This window comes from Pseudomonas sp. PDM32 (assembly GCF_019219225.1).
GTDB lineage: Bacteria > Pseudomonadota > Gammaproteobacteria > Pseudomonadales > Pseudomonadaceae > Aquipseudomonas > Aquipseudomonas laurylsulfatiphila.
Genome location: NZ_JAHUWE010000007.1, coordinates 104268 through 120957, shown reverse-complemented (window position 1 = coordinate 120957; position 16690 = coordinate 104268). Strand labels below are relative to the sequence as shown.

13 protein-coding genes are annotated in these 16690 nt (G+C 60.3%); 4 read left to right on the top strand and 9 right to left on the bottom strand.

The annotated features are described in order from the left end of the window. Positions 1-33 precede the first annotated feature (33 nt). Positions 34-1308 (bottom strand): Hsp70 family protein, encoded by a 1275-nt coding sequence (locus KW846_RS15035; RefSeq protein WP_218483116.1) that lies wholly within the window; start codon positions 1306-1308, stop codon positions 34-36. Positions 1309-1605: 297 nt separating this feature from the next. Here KW846_RS15035 and KW846_RS15030 point away from each other — a divergent pair, with 297 nt between their 5' ends. Beyond that, positions 1606-2553 (top strand): DnaJ C-terminal domain-containing protein, encoded by a 948-nt coding sequence (locus KW846_RS15030; RefSeq protein WP_007979664.1) that lies wholly within the window; start codon positions 1606-1608, stop codon positions 2551-2553. A 27-nt stretch (positions 2554-2580) separates the two neighbouring features. Beyond that, a complete protein-coding gene (locus KW846_RS15025; RefSeq protein ID WP_218483114.1) occupies positions 2581-2886 on the top strand; it encodes a chaperone modulator CbpM in 306 nt (101 codons plus the stop codon). 180 nt (positions 2887-3066) lie between these two features. Here the strand turns inward: KW846_RS15025 and KW846_RS15020 are convergent, their stop codons facing one another. Next, positions 3067-4194 (bottom strand): sensor histidine kinase KdpD, encoded by a 1128-nt coding sequence (locus KW846_RS15020; RefSeq protein ID WP_218483112.1) that lies wholly within the window; start codon positions 4192-4194, stop codon positions 3067-3069. A 248-nt stretch (positions 4195-4442) separates the two neighbouring features. Between KW846_RS15020 and KW846_RS15015 the strand changes: the two genes are divergently transcribed. Continuing rightward, positions 4443-9713, top strand: coding sequence for a dermonecrotic toxin domain-containing protein (locus tag KW846_RS15015; RefSeq protein ID WP_218483110.1), 5271 nt, complete (start codon positions 4443-4445; stop codon positions 9711-9713). A gap of 66 nt (positions 9714-9779) precedes the next feature. Here the strand turns inward: KW846_RS15015 and ureC are convergent, their stop codons facing one another. The 6 genes from ureC to KW846_RS14985 all read right to left on the bottom strand — a co-directional run bounded on the left by ureC (position 9780) and on the right by KW846_RS14985 (position 14326). Beyond that, on the bottom strand, positions 9780-11480 hold the full coding sequence (gene ureC, locus KW846_RS15010; RefSeq protein ID WP_218483108.1) for an urease subunit alpha: 1701 nt from the start codon (positions 11478-11480) through the stop codon (positions 9780-9782). A gap of 160 nt (positions 11481-11640) precedes the next feature. Beyond that, a complete protein-coding gene (locus KW846_RS15005) occupies positions 11641-11946 on the bottom strand; it encodes an urease subunit beta (RefSeq protein ID WP_007979653.1) in 306 nt (101 codons plus the stop codon). Then, the gene (locus KW846_RS15000; protein WP_218483106.1) at positions 11946-12479 is read right to left on the bottom strand and encodes a GNAT family N-acetyltransferase; all 534 of its coding nucleotides are present in this window, start codon (positions 12477-12479) and stop codon (positions 11946-11948) included. Before KW846_RS15000 ends, KW846_RS15005 begins: the two co-directional genes overlap by 1 nt. 6 nt (positions 12480-12485) lie before the next feature. Beyond that, positions 12486-13019: a GNAT family N-acetyltransferase gene (locus KW846_RS14995; protein ID WP_218483104.1), complete on the bottom strand. Its 534-nt coding sequence runs from the start codon at positions 13017-13019 to the stop codon at positions 12486-12488. Between the two features lie 9 nt (positions 13020-13028). Continuing rightward, on the bottom strand, positions 13029-13331 hold the full coding sequence (locus KW846_RS14990) for an urease subunit gamma (protein ID WP_007979647.1): 303 nt from the start codon (positions 13329-13331) through the stop codon (positions 13029-13031). 155 nt (positions 13332-13486) lie between these two features. Next, the gene (locus KW846_RS14985) at positions 13487-14326 is read right to left on the bottom strand and encodes an urease accessory protein UreD (protein ID WP_218483103.1); all 840 of its coding nucleotides are present in this window, start codon (positions 14324-14326) and stop codon (positions 13487-13489) included. Between the two features lie 249 nt (positions 14327-14575). Here KW846_RS14985 and KW846_RS14980 point away from each other — a divergent pair, with 249 nt between their 5' ends. Further along, positions 14576-15931 carry a DUF4329 domain-containing protein gene (locus KW846_RS14980; RefSeq protein ID WP_218483101.1) on the top strand — a complete coding sequence of 452 codons (1356 nt, stop codon included), beginning with the start codon at positions 14576-14578 and terminating at the stop codon, positions 15929-15931. Here the strand turns inward: KW846_RS14980 and urtE are convergent. Next, entirely contained in the window at positions 15921-16619 is a 699-nt protein-coding gene (gene urtE / locus KW846_RS14975) for an urea ABC transporter ATP-binding subunit UrtE (RefSeq protein WP_007979642.1), read from the bottom strand. The two genes, KW846_RS14980 and urtE, sit on opposite strands and share 11 nt — an antisense overlap. Between the last annotated feature and the right edge of the window lie 71 nt (positions 16620-16690).

Below are 16690 nucleotides of genomic sequence, written 5' to 3'. Positions count from 1 at the left end.
CTTGCTCGCGAAGGGCGCGCCAAAGATTCTGGATCAGTCCATCGACCCGTAGCGTTTCGCAGCTTCGATCGCCAAGCCACTGCCGATACTGCCAAAGATATTCCCTTCCACATGCCGCGCCTTCGGCAGCATCGCCGAAACACTGTTGCGCAGCGCCGGAATGCCGCTTGAGCCGCCGGTGAAGAACACCGTGTCGACCTGGTCGACCCGAACATCGGCGTCTGTCAGCAATTGGGTGACGCTGTTGCGCACCCGCTCCAGCAGGTTGTCGATGGCCGACTCGAACAGCGCACGGCTCAAGTCCACGCTCAGGCCCGCTTCAATGCGGTCCAGCGGCACGTGGCGGTTGTCGGCGTGGGTCAGCTGGATCTTGGATTCTTCCACTTCCATCGCCAGCCAGTGGCCGGCGCGCTGTTCGATCAGCTTGAACAGGCGATCGATGCCGCCGGTGTCCTCGATGTCGTAGCGCATACTGCCCAGGGCCAGTTGCGATTTCTGCGAGTACACCGAGTTGATCGTGTGCCAGGTCGCCAGGTTCATGTGATGGCTGGTAGGCATGTAGGCACCGCTCTTCATCCGGCTGCCGTAGCCGAACAGTGGCATCAGGCCGGCCAGCGAGAGTTGCTTGTCGAAGTCGGTTCCGCCGATATGCACGCCGCCGGTGGCGAGGATGTCGTCCTGGCGGTTATCCACAGCGCGCCGCTCTGGTGACAGGCGCACCAGGGAGAAGTCGGACGTGCCCCCGCCGATGTCGACGATCAGTACCAGCTCTTCTTTCTCGATGGTCGACTCGTAGTCGAATGCCGCGGCAATCGGTTCGAACTGGAACGAGACTTCCTTGAAGCCGATCTTGCGCGCCACGTCGACCAGGGTGTCTTCGGCTTCCTTGTCGGCCATCGGGTCGTCATCGACGAAGAACACCGGGCGACCCAGCACCACTTCTTCGAATTCCCGACCGGCGGCGGCCTCGGCACGGTTCTTGAGCTGGCCAATGAACAGCCCGAGCAGGTCCTTGAACGGCATGGCCGTGCCCAGGACGCTGGTGTCGTGCTTGATCAGCTTGGAGCCCAGCAGGCTTTTGAGCGAGCGCATCAGGCGGCCTTCGTAGCCTTCCAGGTACTCGTGCAGCGCCAGCCGGCCGTACACCGGGCGACGTTCTTCGATATTGAAGAAGACCACTGACGGCAGGGTGATCTTGTCGTCCTCCAGCGCGATCAGCGTTTCCACGCCGGGGCGCAGCCAGCCGACGGTGGAGTTGGACGTGCCAAAGTCGATACCCACGGCACGGGCTGGAGATGCGTTGTTCATGTCTTTCAGGTTCCGGTTAAAAAACGGCCGCGCAGTGTATGCCAGTGCGCGCCAGATTCGAAGGCCGGTTATCTGCTAATTCTTCGCAAACAATGCCTTGAAAGATGGGGCATCCCCCCCAAACTACCCTGCATCAACCGGACAGCGGCGGGCGTGCTTGCAAGAAGCCCCGCCGGCTGCCGATAAACTTCTGCTGCGCCGCCCGGTCACAAATTTGAGATCGGTCAAACCAACGGCTGCAAACAAGCGCATGCTGTGGCCCGTGGCGCGATTTGATAACGGATGGTGATTCCCGCGATGGACTTCAAAGACTATTACAAGATTCTCGGTGTGGAACCGACCGCAGACGATAAGGCGATCAAGGCCGCTTATCGCAAGCTGGCGCGCAAATACCACCCCGACGTCAGCAAGGAAAAGGACGCCGAGGCCAAGTTCAAGGACGCCTCGGAAGCCTATGAGGCGCTGAAAAGCGCCGACAAACGCGCCGAATACGATGATCTGCGCCGTTATGGCCAGCACGGCCAGCCGTTCCAGGGACCGCCGGGCTGGCAGAGCCGTGGCGGTTTTGGTGGCGGTGGCCAGGACACGGGCGATTTCTCGGACTTCTTCAGTTCGATCTTCGGCAACCGTGGGCCTGGTTTCAGTGGGGGTGGACAGTCGCGTCGCAGCACCGGACGTCGAGGGCAAGACGTGGAAATGGAACTTGGGGTTTTTCTCGAAGAAACACTGTCGACCGAATCGAAGAAGGTGACCTTCCAGGTACCGCAGTACAACGCGGCCGGCCAGCATGTGAGCAACACCAGCAAAAGCCTGAACGTGAAGATTCCGGCCGGTGTGGCCGACGGCGAGCGCATTCGCCTCAAGGGACAGGGCGCTCCGGGTGTGGGTGGCGGCGCCAATGGCGACCTGTACCTGACGATCCGTTTCGCACCGCACCCGAAATTCGATGTCGAAGGCGATAACCTGATCATCACATTGCCACTGGCTCCGTGGGAGCTGGCGTTGGGGGCCGAAGTCGCCGTGCCGACCCTGACCGGCAAGATCAACCTCAAGGTGCCGGCCGGCAGCCAGAACGGCCAGCGCATGCGCGCCAAGGGACATGGCCTGATGAACAAGGCCGGTGAGCGCGGTTACCTGTTCGTGCAATTGAAAGCCGTGATGCCGAAGAAATCCGACGATGACATCAAGGCCCTGTGGCAGGAGCTGGCGAAAAAAGCCGCATTCGACCCGCGAGAGCATTTTTGATCCCTTAGAACCAAGGAGTCACTGACAATGAGCAGTCCCCTGATCGTTCAACTGGACATGGCAGAATTCTGTGAGGCGACCGAGCTATCGGACGTCTACGTGATCGAAATCGTCGAACACGGCATCCTCGAACCTCAGGGCGCTCAGCCCAAGGACTGGGTTTTCAACGACTATGAGCTGACCCTCGCCAAGCGCGCCGTCAAGCTGCGGCGCGACCTCGACCTGGAGTGGGAAGGCGTCGCCCTGGCGCTGGACCTGCTTGAAGAAGTGCAGCAACTGCGCGCCGAGAACCGCATGCTCAAGCAGCGCTTGGGACGGTTGTTGGTGGAGTAACCAAAAGAGTGACGCCCAACCTGTGGCGAGGGAGCTTGCTCCCGCTGGGCTGCGCAGCGGCCCCCAAAATATCGAGTCAGCACATTTCAACAGGTTCAGCGCAAATATAGAGTTTGCGACCGCTTCGCGCTCGAGCGGGAGCAAGCTCCCTCGCCACAAAAGCCGCCCCTCAGCAGGCGTCTAGACTGTCCTCGGCAACACCACGGTAAAGATCGTGCCATCCATTTCACTGGAACTGACTTCAATCGTCCCCTGATGGGCGTCGACCACTTCCTTGACGATAAACAACCCCAACCCAAGGCTGGTAGTGGGCTCGCCGAGTTCTTCGCTGGCACTGCGCACCAGTGGGTCGAAAATGGTCGGGATCGCATCACCGGGGATGGGGACTCCGTCGTTCTGCACCGTCAGCCGAACGCTGTCGGCCTCGCCCTTGAGGGTCAAGGTCACTTCACGTTTGCTCGAGCCATGCTGCAAGGCATTGCCGATCAGGTTTTGCAGCATCTGATCGACCCTGCGCGGGTCCCAGGTACCGCGGGTGTCACCCTGTACCGTCAGGGTCGGATCGCACTCCGGTTGACCGGCACAGGCCCTCGCAATCGCGTCCCGTGCCGCTTCAGCCAGGTCCATGGGCGCCGGTTCGATCGGCAGGTGCTTGCCCAGGCGACTGCGCACCAGTTCCAGCAAATCCCCGACCATCACCGCCAGATGTCCGGTGCTGCGCTGGATATTGATCGCGCACTTGAGCGCATCACCTTCCAGTGCGGCTTTGCGCAGCAGGATTTCGGTGGACATGCTCACCGCCTGCAGGGGCGCGCGCAGGTCATGACCGAGGATCGCGAGGAAAATGTCCCGGGAGCGGTTGACCATTTCGGCATAGGCGGCGGTGGATTCGGCCAGGGCTTCGTCGATGGCTTCGTTGAAGCGGATCATGTCCTGGAAGTAGGCCAGGTCAGGCGATTGCAGGCTGTTGACCCACAGACGGATGACACAGGCGCGCAAATGACGGAACTCACTGGTCATCTGCACCAGATCAAAACCCACGGTATGGCGCAACTCGCCATGGCTGGCACCGGCCTCGTCGAGGCTCGGGGTTTTCTCCGGGCCCTCGCCGCGTGCTTTGGCCGCTTGTTCGGAGGGTGTCTGGGGCTTGCACATGTCCCGGGCCGCGGCCAGCAGGATCGACCGGGCATGGTCGCGCAAGGCGGCGCTGTCCATGGATTCGGCGGCCGGGGTGATGGTTTTGGCGAACTGCTCCCACTCATCGACGATGCGATCAACCTGTAGCACGATGAATTCGGAAAGACGCATGGCGGTTACCTGAGCATGAATCGGGGACAGCGAATCGAATAGTAGTCCCTTTGCCGGAAAAAACACGACCGCTCGTTCGGTGGCATAAGTCCAGGTCTCTATGGCGGTACTTATGTATTGAAGGCTCTTTGAATTTCGATCGGTGGAGGCCTTTTTTCAGGGGCGGCCCAACGGTTTTTTTGGCTTTTGTTTGGCGGGCGGGTTGGCGAAGCTGTGAGTTCAAATCCAGCCATCAAGGTGATGTAACAGTGTCTGAATTGCATGGAAGCCATTCACAGCAAACGATTGAAACCACAGGCGTCGAACACCAGGGCGTGCATTACCGTCGCGTATTCGACGGGATACCGGGTGCCCTGAAAAATGCCCCGCCTGCAAGGCTAAAATCCCTCGAAACCCTGAAGCCGGCGATGCCCGAGTGGTACAGCGGCGCACGGGCCATCGACCGCCAGTACCTGAAGCAGTTGATCGAGGAGCGCTGGCGCGCGCAGGGCATACTGGACAAAACCCTGGGCAGCTTGCAACACGACATTGAGGCCTTCGCCGAACCGCTGCTCAGGGAGATGTTGCAGGCGAATTTCAACTCGGTTGAACGCGCCGACGAACTCAGCGTGCAGCTCGAGGTGCCCAGTACGATCATCTTCGGCATCGACACCGGCGCCAGTCGCGTCCGCCAGTCGACCTTGCTGGAGGCTGCACTGCACAACTTCGAGGAAGCTGAAACTGTCGAAGGGGCGTTCCGAGACAGTTCCGGTATTTACCGCAAGGACAACCGGGGCAGTCTGAGCCTGGAGTCGGCCATTGCCCTGCCGGATTTTGCCGCGTTGTGTCGCAGCCTGGACATCGGCGGGCAATACCAGCGGCACATCAAGTCCGTCCTGTTGCCCGACGCCCCGCAAGCACAGCGAACCTTGCAACAAGACTCGGTGGCCAGTGAACAGGCGGCCTTTCATGTGGCCGCACTGATTGCCCGATTGAAGGGCGATATCAGTGACCATGCCTACTTCAAACTGGGCCAGGTGCGTGAAGGGCAGGCAAACATCACGCTCTACGACCGGCCGTTACAGAGTCATCGATTGTCGCTGATGGGGTTTCGCTTGACCGGTATCGTGTTGTTCAGCGCGGTCAGCGAGCCATCGCAAATAAAACGCGAAATTGAAGCGTTGACACCGGCCCTGTTGAAATTCTGGATCGACTGGTCGCACCGCGTCCCGGTTCTTCCGGGCCGGGAATACGATCAATTCAAACTGCTGCAAGCCTTCTTCGCCAATGGGCCGCAGGGGTTGAGCGATGAGCTGTTGCGCCGCGAGGATATCTATCAACAGAGCCGTGTTACCGGGCCGTTGATCGCCTATGTGCCCGATGATCCTGACCATCCGTTGAAAGAGTATCCCTCGCTGACCGCGTTCATGAAGGCGCTCCTGGGGCAGTTGAGAAGTACCGACTACCAAGCGTTTTTCAGCCGGTTTGTGGCGCAGAAGGACAAGGGACTGTTTTTCGCCCGGGTCAAGGAGCGTCTCACGACCTACACCTGGCATGAGCGCGAACCGCTGGACATGGGGCCGTGGTGGCGTGAAACGGCGGTCGAAAATCCCGATGCGGAACCGGTGACCAACCAGATCGCGGATGATCTGTGGATCACCCTGTTTGTGGAACGGCGTAACAAGGCCATCGCCGATGCCCGGCTGATCGCCGTACCGACCGGTGACGAGGATGCCAACGCACGCTTCAAGCGCCTGAGTAGTTACCTGTCGATCGGCTGGAATGTTTTCAATTTCGCCGCAATGCTGGTGCCCGGGCTGGGCGAAGCCATGCTCGGCATCATGGTCGCGCAAATGCTCGCCGAGGTTGCCGAAGGCGTCGAGGACTGGAGCAAGGGTGACAAGGAACAGGCTTCGGCGTACTTCAACGGGGTCTTGATCAACTTCGCGCAACTGGCACTGATGGGCGCCGGACATGTGTTGCCCGGCACTACTGTCGCACCGATCAAGGTGTCGCCATTTGTCGAGGGGCTCAAGCCAGTGGAAGTCGGCGGCAAGGAGCGGTTGTGGAACCCTGACCTCGCGCCCTATGAGCAACCGATCACATTGCCCGATGGGGCGAAGGCCGGTGACACAGGGCTGTACCGTCATCAGGAACAGGACCTGCTGCGCCTCGATGACAAATGCTATGCCGTCAGGCAAGACCCGGAAACCGGCCAGCATCGGCTGCAACACCCGACTCGCTCCGAGGCCTATCAGCCGCTGTTGGAGCACAACGGTGCCGGCAGCTGGAAGACCGAACTCGATCAACCGCTCGAATGGGATCGGCGTGTAGTACTCAGGCGCCTGGGCGCTTCGGTGCAGGGGCTTTCCGATGAGACCCTGGAACAGGTTTTGACTGCCAGCGGCGTGCATGAAAACGTGCTGCGCCGACTTCATGTCGAACATGAAACCCCGCCCGCGTTGCTGCTCGACACCCTGAAACGCTACAAGACCCACGCCGATGCCGACGCTTGCGCAGCGCATATCCTGGCGAACCGGGTCGATGAGGAATGGGCCGGTTTTCTGCCACGCTTCATGACTGAGCTGCCGGGATGGCCCGACGGTAAAGCCATCGAAATCTTCGACGACCCGGACCTGTCAGGTGCGTCGATCAAGGAGGGTTACGCCGATGCGCTGCCGGCCGAGACCTTGCGCATGAGCCGGCAGGATCTGCTCGCCGGTGAGTTGACCGAACGGGTTGTCGGGTTCCTCGATGAACAGGCCCTGCGCGATGTACTCGGACAGCGGTACTCCGGGGACCGGCAGGTGCGTGTCGTAGCAATGCGCGAGCAACTGGCGGGGCAGGCACGCCTGCACAAAAGGCGTTTGTTCGATGGACTGTATGCAAGTCGGACGCGTTCGGCCGACCCCTTGGTGAACCTGCTCAAGAATGATGGTGCAGAACTCGCGACCGCCCAGGCGGAAGAACTGCTGCGTGATGCGCAGCCATCGGACGTGCGACACCTGAGCGAAAAACAGCGCGTTCCCTTGAGATTGACTGAACAAGCCCGGGAGGTTGCATATCAGCTGCGGGTGACGCGAGCTTATGAAGGCTTCTACTTCGACTCATTGCATAACGCCGACACCGCGCGCCTGGAACTGCATTCTCTGGCCAATCTGCCGGGCTGGCCGGCGGATTTGCGTCTGGAAATCCGCGAGTACTCATTTGAAGGTCCGCTGGCTGACAGTCTCGGTCCAGAGGATGCAACGATCCGCAAGGTATTGGTGTTGAATGAGCATGGTCGTTACGAGGCGCGTGATGCGCTCGATCAACATCTGCACGGTGCGGACAATCTGTACGCGGCGGTGCTGCATGCCTTGCCCGACTCTGAGCGCACAGCGCTTGGCTTTGGAAGCCATGAGTCTTCACGCCTTGAGCAAGCGGTCAGGGCGCAGCCGCTGGATCGATCCCGGTTTGAGCCGATTCTGCGGGACAACCCGATCACCAGGCCGGCTTACGACCCGAGCCTCATGCGCTTGCGTGGCGGCATGCGTGGCTATGCCCGACAAGCATCGCAAGGCGTGGGGCTGCGACAACGGGCTCTTGCACTGTATCCGGATTTTACCTCGGAGGAAGTGGAGGCACTGCTGGCGGGTTTCGGTCAGGGCGAAGGAACGGTGCATGCGCGGCTGACCCTGCTGGAGGCCGAGTTCAACCAATTGAACCGTGCCCTGCAACGCTGGATGAATTCGCCGACGCAATCCGCTCGTTTTACCCCGCCGGGCGTTGCGGAGTGGCTTGCGCGAAACAACATCTACAAAGTGCTCAGGCAATGCTGGCAGCGCACCGGGCCGGAGGGCATCGAGGCTTTCGGGGTAGTACGGCCGCAGGCGTTGAGTCTGGACAACATTCCCAGGCTGAGCCGACTGCTGGAAACCCTGCCGAGACTGGAGGCCAACTTCGATCATGTCACCAGCCTGAGCCTGCGCGGTGGGCAGTTGCGTTCTGGGAACCTGTCGTTCCTCGAGCCGTTCCATCAGGTGCGCTACCTCAACCTGCAAGACAATCTGCTGAGCGCTTTTCCGCCGGTACTGAAGGACATGCGTCATCTCACCGACCTGTACCTCAACGACAACCGAATCGAGCTGGATCCAGTGGCAGTTGATCGCCTGAAGAATCTGACACGCCTGAGGTCGTTGGCGCTGCGCGGCAACCCGCTGAAGCTCATTCCTGATGTCAGCCGGATGCCGCATTTGCAGGTATTGGTATTGAGCGATACCGGACTGGACAGTTGGCCTGTCGGTCTGTTTTCCCAGTCGCGACCACGCAGTATTTTCATTGAATTGAGCCGCAATCCGATCAGCCGGATACCGCAAGTCGCGCCCGGATCGTTTCGCGCCGAGCTGCTGGCACGCACGGTGATCAGTCGGGAGCCGCACTGGATATCACCGGAAAACCTCGACACCCTCAGGTTGTACATCGAGTCGGTCGGCATGGACCCGGACCGCCCATACCCACCCCGAGGTCTGCTCGACAGCGCGGATTGGTGGATGGGCATGACTGAGCGGCAATGGCAGGAAAAGCAGGAAGTCTGGAACGACGTTGAAGACGAGTTTGGTTCGGTGCCGTTTTTCAATGAGCTGCGCAAGCTCACCCAATCCGCCGACTTCAAGGACGGCGGTGCCTATCAGACGGAACTGACGACCAAGGTCTGGCGCATGCTCGAAGCCATGGCCAGCGACAGCGAACTGCGAATCAAGCTGTTCAACGAGGCGGCAACGCCCACCGAGTGCGTGGATGGCGGCACGCAACTGTTCAATGCCATGGGCGTGCAGGTGATGGTGCACGAAGCCTACGCCCTGGTGCGTGCGGACCTGATTGAGGCGCAATTGCTGGAGCTGGCCCTTGGCAAGTCCCGGCTCGATGAGCTCGGTGCCATTGCCCGTCAGCGAGTGTCTGCGCGGCTGGCTAACGGCGAACGGTTCCGTCGCTACGACGCCAATGGCGATGTGATCGGCACTATCGATGAAGTGGAAGTGCACCTGGCCTACATGACCGATCTGGCAGAGCGACTGGATTTGCCGTGGCAGGCGCGGGGCATGCAGTTTCGAAAAATCGCCGGTGTGAGCAAGGAGATGACCGAAGCAGCGTTCCAGCGGATCAAGGCGCTGGAGGAAGGTGATCTGCTGATTGATCGCCTCTTCGAGCAACCGCTCTGGCGAACCTGGCTGGAGACTACTTACCGCGAGGAATTGAACGGCTTGAAGCGCAGGATCGACGCGACCACCGATTTGCAGGATGCATTGCAGCGTCGGGCCGATGGTACGCGGCTCACCGCCGAGGGAAAGGCGGCGGTGGAGGCGGAAATCAAGGGGTTGTGCAGTGAGTTGGGCAAAAGTGAAACTGACTTTGCGAACGGCAAGCTGATGACTGACGAGGAGTATGTTCAAGCCTTGGATGACATCGATCTGCAGATTACGCAGTTGCTGAAAAAACTGACACGGGAAGCGATGATTCGGGCCAAGCTGGATCGGCTGCGGATTGAATCCGTTCAGTAATCACGGAAAAAACAAAGGCCTCGACACAGGGTGTGCGAGGCCTTTGCTCGTGTCGTGGTTGTCGGTTCAGAACAGGAAGTAACGCTGGGCCATCGGCAATGTCTCAGCCGGTTCACACCACAGCAGAACCCCATCGGCCTTGACCTGATAGGTTTGCGGATCGACGTCGATTTTCGGCAGGTAGTCGTTGTGGATCAGGTCGGTTTTCTGCACGTCGCGGCAACCTTTGACCACAGCGATTTTCTTCTTCAAACCCAGCGCTTCAGGCAAGCCTGCCTCCTGCGCCGCCTGACTGATGAAGGTCAGGCTGGTGGCGTGCAGTGAACCGCCGAAGCTGGCGAACATCGGGCGGTAGTGCACCGGTTGCGGTGTCGGGATCGAGGCATTGGCGTCTCCCATCAGGCTGGCTGCGATGGCGCCGCCCTTGAGAATCAGCGTCGGTTTCACGCCGAAAAACGCCGGCCGCCAGAGCACCAGGTCTGCCCATTTACCCACTTCGACCGAACCCACTTCATGGCTGATGCCGTGGGTGATCGCCGGGTTGATGGTGTACTTGGCGATGTAGCGCTTGGCGCGGAAGTTGTCGTTGCCGGCGCCATCGCCGGGTAGCGGCCCGCGCTGTTTTTTCATCTTGTCGGCAGTCTGCCAGGTGCGGGTGATGACTTCACCGACCCGCCCCATGGCCTGGCTGTCGGAGCTGATCATCGAGAACGCACCGAGGTCGTGGAGGATGTCTTCGGCGGCAATCGTCTCGCGGCGGATGCGGCTTTCGGCGAAGGCCACATCCTCGGCAATGCTCGGGTCGAGATGATGGCAGACCATCAGCATGTCGAGGTGTTCGTCGATGGTGTTGCGGGTGAACGGCCGGGTCGGGTTGGTCGAACTCGGCAGCACGTTGGCAAAACCGCAGGCCTTGATGATGTCCGGTGCGTGACCGCCACCGGCACCTTCGGTGTGATAGGTGTGAATGGTGCGGCCCTTGAAGGCGGCGAGCGTGGTCTCGACGAAACCGGATTCGTTGAGGGTGTCGGTGTGGATCGCCACCTGCACGTCGAACCGGTCGGCCACGCTCAGACAGTTGTCGATGCTCGCGGGTGTGGTGCCCCAGTCCTCATGCAACTTGAGGCCGATGGCACCGGCCTTGACCTGTTCGATCAACGGCTCCGGCAAGCTGGCGTTGCCCTTGCCGGTGAGACCGATGTTCATGGGAAAGGCGTCGGCAGCCTGAAGCATGCGCGCCAGGTGCCACGGCCCGGAGGTGCAGGTGGTCGCGTTGGTGCCGGTAGCCGGTCCGGTGCCGCCACCGATCATGGTGGTGACACCGCTCATCAATGCCTCTTCGATCTGCTGCGGGCAGATGAAGTGGATATGGGTGTCGATGCCGCCGGCGGTGAGGATCATGCCTTCACCGGCGATGACTTCGGTGCTGGCGCCAATGGCGATGTTGACGTTGGGCTGGATGTCCGGGTTGCCAGCCTTGCCGATCGCCGCAATGCGCCCGTCCTTGAGGCCGACGTCGGCCTTGACGATACCCCAGTGATCGATGATCAGCGCGTTGGTGATCAGGGTGTCGACCACGTCGGCGGCCAGCAACTGGCTCTGACCCTGGCCGTCACGAATGACTTTACCGCCACCGAATTTCACTTCTTCGCCGTAGGTGGTGAAGTCCTGTTCCACTTCGATCCACAACTCGGTATCGGCCAGGCGCACCTTGTCACCAACGGTGGGGCCGAACATGTCGGCGTAGGCTTGTCTTGAGATTTTCATGCGCTTGCCTTGGGATTCAATTGTGTTTGAGACTGTTCGCTTCGCTCACAGATTCGCGAGCAAGCCCGCTCCCACAGTTGCCCGCATTCCAACCGGAGGAACTCGGTCGAATGTGGGAGCGGGCTTGCGCGCGAAGGGGCCGGTGCAGAGATCGCATCAATCAGAGATCGCCCATGATCCTGCCGGCAAACCCGAACACCCGACGATGCCCCGCCAAATCCACCAACTCCACCTCGCGACTCTGTCCCGGTTCGAAACGCACCGCCGTGCCGGCCGGGATGTTCAGGCGCATGCCGCGACTGGCGGCACGGTCGAACGCCAGGGCGTCGTTGGTTTCGAAAAAGTGATAATGCGAGCCGACCTGGATCGGCCGGTCACCGCTGTTGGCCACCTTCAGGCTGATCGTGCGGCGGCCGACGTTGAGTTCGATGTCGCCGGGCTGGATCTGGTATTCACCGGGAATCATCAATGGGCTCCTTGGAGAATCTTGTAATAAAGGGCGGTCGGCTTGTAGCGGCCGCTCGGGTCGCAGGCGTAGTCGGGGATTTCACCGGCGCGGGTATAGCCCAGCGATTGATAGAAGGCTTCGGCGGGCGAACCGGTCTCGGTGTCGAGGTACAACATGCCGCGCTTGTGCTGCAGGGCGGCGGCCTCCAGAGCGTTCATCAGTTGCTGGCCCAGACCGCGACGCCGGGCATGTTCGCGCACCAGCAGCTTTTGCACTTCGGCGCGGTTCAGGCCGTTGGCTTTCTGACACAAACCCAACTGCACGCTGGCCTGCACCTGTTCGTCCTTGACCACCACCCACAGCAACAGATTGCCCTTGTTCAGGTTGTCCTGGACCTCATCGAAATAGGCGTGGGCCTGGGTCGCATCGAGGTCGGCCATGAAGCCGACACTGGCGCCATAGCCGACGGCATCGAGCAGCAGGTCAATCAATCCCTGACGATAGTGCGCAAAGCTTTCAACGTTGACGCGTCGCAGTTGAGCGGCGTTCATCGGGCATTACTCCTGGTTGACGCTCGGCGGTTGCGCGCCGGGGTTGAGGGTCAGTTGCATGAAGGTCAGGTCCAGCCAGCGGCCGAATTTGGTGCCGACCTGAGGCATTTGTCCGGTGGTGATGAAACCGATGCGCTCATGCAAGCGAATGGAGGCGGCGTTACCGCTTTCGATGGCGGCGACCATCACGTGTTTGCCACAGTCTTTGGCGCGCTCGACCAGCGCTTCCATCAGTCGTGGGCCGAGGCCGTTGCCGCGCTGGTCGTTGCGCACATAGACCGAGTGCTCGACGGTGTGGCGGAAACCGTCGAAGGGGCGCCAGTCACCGAATGAGGCATAGCCCAGTACCGAATTTTCACCATCGACGATCACCAGAATCGGGTAAGCCTGGGATTGCCGGGCGCTGAACCAGGCCTGGCGGTTGCCGAGGTCGACCGCCTGTTCATTCCAGATCGCCGTGGTGTTGAGCACGGCGTCGTTGTAAATGTCGCAGATGGCCGGCAAGTCGGCAGGCACGGCATCGCGGATGTGGTAAGTCATGGCGCGGCCTCAGGCGATGGGTTGGTGGACGGTGACCAGTTTGGTGCCGTCGGGAAAGGTGGCCTCGACCTGGATTTCCGGGATCATTTCCGGGATACCTTCCATCACTTGTTCGCGAGTCAGCAGGGTGGTGCCGAAGTGCATCAGGTCGGCCACGCTCTGGCCGTCACGGGCGCCTTCGAGCAGGGCCGCGGAGATGTAGGCCATGGCCTCCGGGTAGTTGAGTTTCACGCCGCGCGCCAAACGCCGCTCGGCCACCAGGCCTGCGGTGAAGATCAGCAGCTTGTCTTTTTCGCGTGGGGTCAGGTCCATCGTAGACATCCATCTGGGCAGATTAAAAAGTTCGGATCTGTGAATACAAACCCTGTGGGAGCGGGCTTGCTCGCGAATACGGAGTGTCATTCAACATCAATGCTGACTGGCCCACCGCATTCGCGAGCAAGCCCGCTCCCACATTCGATCGCATTTCAGGTGCTCCATATTCTGGGTGATACGGCCTCGCGACCCAGAAGGGCGGGGCGTAACAACTTCCAAAGTTCAATCAACCAGCCCCGCGCCAACAACGCCTCACTCGCCAGGCACCGCGCAACCAGCAACCCCGGCAACTGGGTTAAATCCCCGCGCACGTCGTTGGGCAGCGAGCGGCAGTGCTCCAGCAGTTCGCTATCGATCTCACCCGTCACCAATAACGTGGCAAACACCGGATGTCCGTCCAGCCCAATGGGCGAATCAAGTAAACCGTCCGCTCCGACAATGCGCTGACGTTCATGCCAGAGCAACTGGCCGTCGCGGCGCACATCCAGTCGTGCCTGGAAATGCCCAAGGTCGAAGCGCTCGCCACTGGCCGGACGGCCCAGGGCCACGACGTCCCAGTAGAACAGGCGCGCATCGCCTTCAAGGTCGATGGCGGTGCTGAGTTCAGCCTGGGCCGCACTGAAAATGATCGTCTCCTGGGGCAGCCATTCCAGTGTCGCACCGGCCGCCACCTTCAGATTCAGCTGCTGATAGGCGGGACCCGCGGCGCGATACCACTTGGCCGCGCCGGGGCTGGTGATTTGCGCCCAGGCGTTGCCCTCGACGCTGACCGAAATATCCAGACGATCGCCGCCGGCAATGCCGCCGGGTGGGTGGACGATGATGTGCTGGCAGACTTCCGGCCCTTCGGCATACAGGTGTTTTTGTACCCGCAGCGGACCTTTGTGCCGGCGCTGGACCGGGCGTGTGGTGTTGTCGAATCGGGCATAGCCGAGCTCCAGTTCGGCGTGCCAACTGGGGGTGAACAAAACGCCTGAAGCCGGAAGAGTCATAGTCAATGCTTGTCGAGAGGTCATCAGGATGTTTGCAAAGGCTGTGCCGCAAGGATTTGCAGGCAGGAGGCGACTATTGATTGTGCTGATGCACCACTAAGGGGCGAGCCATGAAGTAGGGTGCAACCAATTGGTGCTTCGCGCCTGTTTAGACATATATATCTACCGCCATCGGTGGTCACGAAGAACCCAGGATGCAAGCGCACGCTCCCCCTCCGGCGGGGCGACCGAACATTCTGGAGTTTCTTGATGAGCACTTCTAATGATCCTTTACAACCTGCACCGGCGACCGCGCCGGTGTTGCCACCTGTCAGCCAGTCCTTTATTTGCGAAGACGATGCTGCGTATTGGGTTCACCAACATGATCGCGTGAGCGACAGAGAGTACGGCGCACTCATTTTGCAGCGCCCGGATGGCAAGTTTGTCGCGACAACACCTATCCTGGGCAAGGCGACTTCGTTTGATATGGAGCGTTTGCTGAACTACGACCGGCAGACCCTGACGATCAGCCATCCGGCCGGGTACCTTTGCGTTGGCAAATGGCATAGCCATCCGGACATTCCCGAGGGAATTGCCAAGGCGAACCCATCCTTCAACGATGATCAGGTCAAGTTGTTCAACGCGCTGCCTTCGATGCCTGATGTCCATGGTGCGTTCAGGCATCGGGACTTTTTTAAACATTGTTATGTTTCAGGTCCTTCCGGTTCTCTGGTGGCTTACTCCATTAATCCACCTGACTCAGACTACAGTCCTGTCTACCGAATGGGCCGCACCCCCGAAGACATGGTCAGGAGAATCGCGGTCATCGGTCACATGCGTGTCCTGGAACCCGGCACCCTGTGGGGTGGCCTGCGCGGCCCGATCACGGCTGAATGGATTCCCTACCAAACGGTCATACCCGGGCCTCCCAAACTCCAGCCGTTTTTTACGGGCGTTTTTGAAGACCCGGCCTCGGCGTTAAACGATGCCTTGAGTCGCGTGCCAGCGACAGCGGGGCATCAGCGTGTGGGTTTTATCCTCAAGCATCGCGACCGTGACGAATATGTCGCGACATTGCCGTTCCACCGACCTGATGGATTGTTGGCAATCGAGCAGGCATTCCCCGCGACGCCAGGCGGTTTTCTGTTACCGGAAAATCAGACGCTGGCAGGTGTGTACCTGGGACCCGAGTTGCTGGCGACGTTACTACCGGAAAACGAGGCTGATCTGTATCAGCAGTTTTTCTCACCCCAGTCATTGGTATTCAGTGTCCTGCAGGCTCGGGGATCAGCGTTGGTGGACTCCTCTCTGGGTTATTCGGTGTTCCGCCAGACTCCGGACGGAGCACTGCTGAAGTACCACAGCACGTTTTCCGAAGTTGAGGCCTGGGTAATCAAGACCGAAGGGGCGATGGGCGTCAACATCGATAAGCTCTTGCTGGGTGGACATCTGAGCGCCAGGAATTTTGTCTTGAGTGTTGCAATAACGGGCGTACTGACGGTCGAAAAAAGCAGCCCGCTCTGGGATGTTTGCGGCGTGGTGGGTTCTGAATGGCTGCCCTACGCAGCGGCAAACCCATCACCCCGGATTCTGAATGAGCGCGAGAGTTCACTGCTCAGATCGTAACCAGCCCACGCACGCCCTCGGCTTCCATATTTTCACCGCGACCCTGTTGCACGATTTCGCCCCGGGACATCACCAGGTATTGGTCAGCCAGTTCGGCGGCGAAATCGTAGAACTGCTCCACCAGCAGAATGGCCATGTCGCCCCGGGCCGCGAGCTTTTTGATCACGGCACCGATCTCCTTGATCACCGACGGCTGGATGCCTTCGGTGGGCTCGTCGAGGATCAGCAGGCGAGGGCGGCTGGCCAGCGCGCGGCCGATGGCCAGTTGCTGTTGCTGGCCGCCGGACAGGTCGCCCCCCCGGCGTTGTTTCATTTGCAAGAGCACCGGGAACAGCTCGTAGATAAACGCTGGCACTTCCTTCGCTTCGCTGCCGGGGAAACGCGACAGGCCCATCAGCAGGTTTTCCTCGACGGTCAGGCGACCGAAGATCTCCCGGCCCTGCGGGACATAGGCAATGCCGGCATGCACGCGCTGATGCGGTTTGAACGTGGTGATCGGCTTGCCTTCCCAATTGACCGCGCCTTCTTTGGCCGGCAGCAGGCCCATCAGGCATTTGAGCAGGGTGGTCTTGCCCACGCCGTTACGCCCGAGCAGACAGGTGACTTCGCCGACTTTCACGTCAAACGTCAGGCCGCGCAGGATGTGGCTTCCGCCGTAGTACTGGTGCAGTTTTTCGACTTGGAGCATGTTCAAGTTCCTTGTGTCCGACCCGGCCTGTTCTTGATTTGCCTTTGATTTGTTCTTGTAGGCGCTGTCGA